The sequence below is a fragment of the Rathayibacter rubneri genome, from assembly GCF_023743255.1.
GTDB lineage: Bacteria > Actinomycetota > Actinomycetes > Actinomycetales > Microbacteriaceae > Rathayibacter > Rathayibacter rubneri.
This window is the reverse complement of record NZ_JAMRYM010000146.1, coordinates 1-5,835: the sequence shown is the minus strand read 5'-3', so window position 1 is coordinate 5,835 and position 5,835 is coordinate 1. Positions and strand designations below refer to the sequence as shown.

The window sequence follows — 5,835 nt, the reverse complement described above, 5'->3', positions numbered from 1 at the left end:
AACCCACCCCGTCGCGAAGCCGACCGCGCGAAGCCGGGCAGGGACCGACTCGCCACCTCCGAGGCGAACCGCCGATCCGCGTTCCAGCGGATCGCCGTAGCCGTCCGCACCCCGCTCCCCGGAACGCACCCCGTCGCGAAGCCGACCGCGCGAAGCCGGCCGAGGACCGGCTTCGAACAAGCCGAGGCGAACCGCCGATCCGCGTCCCAGCGGATCGCCGTAGCCGAACGCACCCCGCTCCCCGGAACGCACCCCGTCGCGAAGCCGACCGCGCGAAGCCGGGCAGGGACCGGCTTCGAATCGAACTCAGTACAGGCAGTTCGGCCCCAGCAGCGATTTGAGCTCGCCGAACAGGTCGGGGGTGATCCGCACCGGGAACGGCACTTCGAAGACGCGCGCGGTGTCGCCCTTGATCAGCTTGAGTCGCACCTCGGTCGCCCCGGAGTGGCGGATGAGCACGTCGCTGAGCTGCGAGACCGTGTCGGTCGTCGCCCGGGCCTCGGGCATCGAGACGGTCAGCGGTCCCGAGTCGCCGTCCTGGCTCATCTCGGGAGCGAAGAGGCTGAACGCGTGCAGGTTCATGCCGTCGTCGCGCATGCTCACCCGTCCCCGCACGACCACGATGGAGTCGTTGGTGAGGGCGGGAGCGAACTCCTGGTACGCCTTGCCCATGAACATGCAGGTGATCTCGCCGCCGAAGTCCTCGACCTGGATCATGCCGTACTGGTTGCCCGAGGTCTTCGCCATGCGGTGCTGGACGCTGGTGACCAGTCCGGCCACGACGACGGTCTCTCCGTCGCCGATCGTCTCCGAGACGAGGAGGTCGGCGATCGTGGTGCTGTAGTGCTTCGCGAGCTCCGTCTCGAGGCCGGCGAGCGGGTGGTCCGAGACGTAGAGGCCGAGCATGTCGCGCTCGAAGGCGAGCTTGTCGCGCTTGGCCCACTCGGGTCGCTCCGGCACCTGGATCGCGGCCTGAGGCTCGTCCCAGAGGCTGTCGAAGTCGAAGCCGACCTGGCCGTTCGCCTCGTTGCGCTTCTCCCCCACTGCGGCCTCGACGGCGTCCTCGTGGATCTCGACGAGCGCGCGGCGGGTGGACCCGAGCGAGTCGAACGCGCCGGCCTTGATCAGCGACTCGATGGTGCGCTTGTTGGTCGCCTGCATCGGCACCTTGCGGAGGAAGTCGTGGAAGGTCTCGAACCGGCCCTTCTCCTCCCGGGCCGCGCGGATGCCCTCGACCACGTTCGTGCCGACGTTGCGGACGGCGCCCAGCCCGAACCGGATGTCCGTCCCGACGGCGGTGAAGAACCCGATCGACTCGTTGACGTCGGGCGGGAGCACTTTGATGCCCATCCGCCGGCACTCGTTGAGGTAGGCGGCCATCTTGTCCTTGGAGTCGCCGACGCTCGTCAGGAGCGCGGCCATGTACTCCGCGGGGTAGTGCGCCTTGAGGTACGCCGTCCAGTACGAGACCACGCCGTACGCCGCCGAGTGCGCCTTGTTGAAGGCGTAGTCCGAGAACGGCAGCAGGATGTCCCACAGCGTCTTGACGGCCTCCATCGAGTAGCCGTTGGCGATCATCCCGCCCGAGAAGCCCTCGAACTGCTTGTCCAGCTCGGACTTCTTCTTCTTGCCCATGGCGCGTCGGAGCAGGTCGGCCTGCGCGAGCGTGAAGCCCGCGAGCTTCTGCGCGATCGACATCACCTGCTCCTGGTACACGATCAGTCCGTAGGTGCCGCCGAGCACCTCGGCCAGGGGCTCCTCCAGCTCGGGGTGGATCGGCGTGATCGGCTGCACCCCGTTCTTGCGCAGCGCGTAGTTCGTGTGGGAGTCCGCGCCCATCGGGCCCGGCCGGTAGAGGGCGAGGACGGCCGAGATGTCCTCGAAGTTGTCGGGCTTCATCAGGCGCAGGAGCCCGCGCATCGGCCCGCCGTCGAGCTGGAACACGCCGAGGGTGTCGCCCCGCGCCAGGAGCTCGTACGCGGCGGGGTCGTCGAGCTCGAGGTCCTCGAGCACGAGATCCTGCCCGCGGTTGGCGCGGATGTTGTCGAGCGCGTCGTCGATGATCGTGAGGTTGCGCAGCCCCAGGAAGTCCATCTTGATCAGGCCGAGCGACTCGCACGCGGGATAGTCGAACTGCGTGACGATCTGGCCGTCCTGCTCCCGCTTCATGATCGGGATGATGTCGAGCAGCGGATCGCTGGACATGATGACGCCCGCCGCGTGCACGCCCCACTGGCGCTTGAGGTTCTCGAGCCCCAGCGCCGTCTCGAAGACGAGCTTCGCCTGCGGGTCCTCGGCGATGACGTTCCGGACGTCGAGCGCCTCCTTGTACCGGGCGTGCTCGGGGTCGTTGATCCCGCTCAGCGGGATGTCCTTGCCCATGATCGCCGGCGGCATCGCCTTGGTCAGCTTCTCGCCCATCCCGAAGGGGAAGCCGAGGACACGGGAGGCGTCCTTCAGGGCCTGCTTGGCCTTGATCGTGCCGTAGGTGACGATCTGCGCCACGCGCTCGTCGCCGTACTTTTCGGTGACGTACCGGATGACCTCGCCGCGGCGACGGTCGTCGAAGTCGACGTCGAAGTCGGGCATGGAGACGCGGTCGGGGTTGAGGAAGCGCTCGAAGATGAGGCCGTGGCGCAGCGGATCGAGGTCGGTGATCTTCATCGCGTACGCGGCCATCGAGCCGGCGCCGGATCCACGGCCGGGGCCCACGCGGATCCCGTTGCGCTTGGACCAGTTGATGAAGTCGGCGACGACGAGGAAGTAGCCGGGGAAGCCCATCTGCAGGATGACCTGCGTCTCGTAGTCGGCCCGCGCGCGCACCTCGTCGGAGATCCCGTCGGGGTAGCGCTCGCGCAGTCCCGCCTCGACCTCCTTGACGAACCAGGTGTCCTCGGTCTCGCCCTCCGGCACCGGGAAGCGCGGCATGTAGTTCGCGCTGGTGTCGAACTGCACGTCGCAGCGCTCGGCGATCAGGAGGGTGTTGTCGCACGCCTCCGGGTGGTCGCGGAACACCTGGCGCATCTCCCGCGGCGACTTGAGGTAGAACTCGTCGGCGTCGAACTTGAAGCGCTTGGGGTCGTCCAGCGTCGTGCCCGACTGCACGCAGAGCAGCGCCGCGTGCGAGGTCGCGTCGTGCGCGTGCGTGTAGTGCAGGTCGTTCGTCGCGACGAGGGGCAGGTCGAGGTCCTTCGCGAGCCGGATCACGTCGCCGATGACGCGGCGCTCGATGTCGAGACCGTGGTCCATGATCTCGGCGAAGAAGTTCTCCTTGCCGAAGATGTCGCGGTAGTCGGCGGCCGCCTGGCGCGCCTCCTTGTACTGACCCAGCCGCAGGCGCGTCTGCACCTCGCCGCTCGGGCAGCCGGTCGTGCCGATCAGGCCCTCGGAGTACTGCGAGAGGATCTCGCGGTCCATGCGCGGCTTGAAGTAGTAGCCCTCGATCGACGCCCTCGACGACAGCCGGAACAGGTTGTGCATGCCGGTGGTCGTCGAGCTGAGGAGCGTCATGTGCGTGTACGCACCCGAGCCGGACACGTCGTCGCCGCCGCCGTCCCCCCAGCGGATCCGGGTCTTGTCCGAGCGGTGCGTCCCGGGCGTCAGGTACGCCTCCGTGCCGATGATCGGCTTGATCCCCGCGGCCGTCGCCGTGCGCCAGAAGTCGAAGGCGCCGAACACGTTGCCGTGGTCGGTGACGGCGATCGCGGGCATGCCCTCCTCGACGGCGGCGTCGATGAGCGGCTTCACCCGCGCTGCACCGTCGAGCATCGAGTACTCGCTGTGCACGTGGAGGTGGACGAAGGAATCGTTACTCGGCAAGGATGCGCCTCCGACGGACTGCGAGCGAGGGGACCGGGGACCCGGGCAGGGTCGTGAACGACCGCGGTGGAAAAGTCTAACCGCGCGAACGCGGCCGGACGGCGGGGAGGGACGGATCGCCCGCCTCGGCTCACTCGCCGCGCAGCACCGCGAGGGCGTGGGCGAGGTCGTCCGGGTAGGACGCCTGGAACTCGACCCACTCCCCCGTGCCCGGATGGGCGAAGCCGAGACGCACCGCGTCGAGCCACTGGCGGGTGAGGCCCAGCCGCGCCGAGAGGGTCGGGTCGGCGCCGTACATCGCATCGCCGACGCAGGGATGGCGCTGAGCGGCCATGTGCACCCGGATCTGATGCGTGCGACCGGTCTCGAGGTGGATCTCGAGCAGGGAGGCGAACGGGAACGCCTCGATCGTCTCGTAGTGCGTCACCGAGGGCTTGCCGTCGGCCCGCACCGCGAACTTCCAGTCGGAGGAGGGGTGGCGCCCGAGAGGCGCGTCGATCGTGCCGGCGAGCGGGTCCGGGTGGCCCTGCACGACAGCGTGGTAGACCTTCTCGACCGTGCGGTCGTGGAAGGCGCGCTTGAGGTGGGTGTACGCCCGCTCGGACTTCGCGACGACCATGAGGCCGCTGGTGCCGGCGTCGAGGCGGTGCACGATGCCGGCGCGCTCCGCTGCTCCGGAGGTCGAGACGGTGAAGCCCGCCGCGGCGAGGGCGCCGAGGACCGTGGGGCCCTCCCAGCCGACGGCGGGGTGGGCCGCCACTCCGACGGGCTTGTCGATGACGACGATGTCGTCGTCGTCGTGGACGATGCCGAGGCCGGGCACGGCGATCGGGACGATGCGGGGCTCCTCCCGGGGAGACCACTCGACGGTGAGCCAGGAGCCGGCGACGACGCGGTCGCTCTTGTCGAGCACGCGGCCGTCGGCGCTCACTCCCCCGGCCTCGGCGACGTCGGCCGCGAAGGTGCGCGAGAAGCCGAGGAGCTTGGCGACGGCGGCGTCGGTGCGCAGGCCGTCGAGCCCGTCGGGAACGGGCAGCGAGCGGGACTGCACCATCAGGCGCCGGTCCGCGGCTCGGAGTCGTGCACGGCGGGCTCCTCGGCCTCGGCCTTCGCCGCCGCCTCGCTCGCCTTCGTCGTGCGCGTGCCGTCGAGGTTCACGCCGCGCAGGCTCAGGACGACGAAGATCGCCATCGCCGAGCAGATCGCGATGTCGGCGATGTTGTAGATCGCCGGCAGGAGCCACGGCGTGTAGAGGAAGTCGACGACGTGCCCGAGGCCGAAGGACGGCTCCCGGAACAGCCGGTCGAACAGGTTGCCCAGCGTCCCGCCCAGCAGGAGGCCGAAGAACAGGGCCCACGCCGAGGAGCGGATGCGGCGGGCGAACCAGATCACGGCGACGACCACGCACGCCGCGATGATCGAGAAGATCCAGGTCGAGCCGCTGGCCAGCGAGAACGCGGCGCCGGGGTTCTTCACGTAGTGGAGGATCAGCACGTCGCCGAGGACGCGGACGTCCTCGCCGAGGGTGAGGCTCGTCGTGACCAGGTGCTTCGCGATCTGATCGATCGCGAACACCGCGAGCGCAACGAGGCCGAGGGTGACGAGCACCCTCGGCCTGACGTTCGCTGCGGTGGTGCTACGCCCCAAAGCCGGGGAACGAGGACGACTCCGCCGAGACCGGCTGGACGTCGAGCTCGCGGAGCTGACCCTCGATGTAGCTCTTCAGCTTCTGGCGGTACTCGCGCTCGAAGGTGCGGAGCTCGTCGATGCGGTGCTCCACGGTCGCGCGCTCCTCGTCGAGCTTCGCGAGCTGCTGGCGCTGCTTCGCCTCGGCCTCGGCGACGAGGCGCGCTGCGGTGGCGCGGCCCTCGGCCACGAGGGCGTCGCGCTTCTCGGCGCCTTCGCGGACGTGCTCCTCGTGGAGACGGCGCGCGAGCTGCAGCAGACCGCTGGAGCTCTCCGCCTCGTCGACCGGGGCCGACTGGGAGGCGGCGGGAGCGGCGACCGGGGCGGGAG

At 69.5% G+C, this 5,835-nt stretch carries 3 protein-coding genes and 1 pseudogene; all 4 read right to left on the bottom strand.

Annotated features, from left to right (window positions below):
• Positions 1-306: 306 nt before the first annotated feature.
• Entirely contained in the window at positions 307-3,768 is a 3,462-nt protein-coding gene (gene dnaE, locus NB037_RS18315; RefSeq protein WP_251948340.1) for a DNA polymerase III subunit alpha, read from the bottom strand.
• A 181-nt stretch (positions 3,769-3,949) separates the two neighbouring features.
• Entirely contained in the window at positions 3,950-4,870 is a 921-nt protein-coding gene (locus tag NB037_RS18310; RefSeq protein ID WP_251948338.1) for an RluA family pseudouridine synthase, read from the bottom strand.
• Positions 4,871-4,872: 2 nt separating this feature from the next.
• A complete protein-coding gene (gene lspA, locus NB037_RS18305) occupies positions 4,873-5,427 on the bottom strand; it encodes a signal peptidase II (protein WP_251948336.1) in 555 nt (184 codons plus the stop codon).
• A 28-nt stretch (positions 5,428-5,455) separates the two neighbouring features.
• A pseudogene (locus NB037_RS18300) lies at positions 5,456-5,835 on the bottom strand (DivIVA domain-containing protein); the annotation flags it as partial.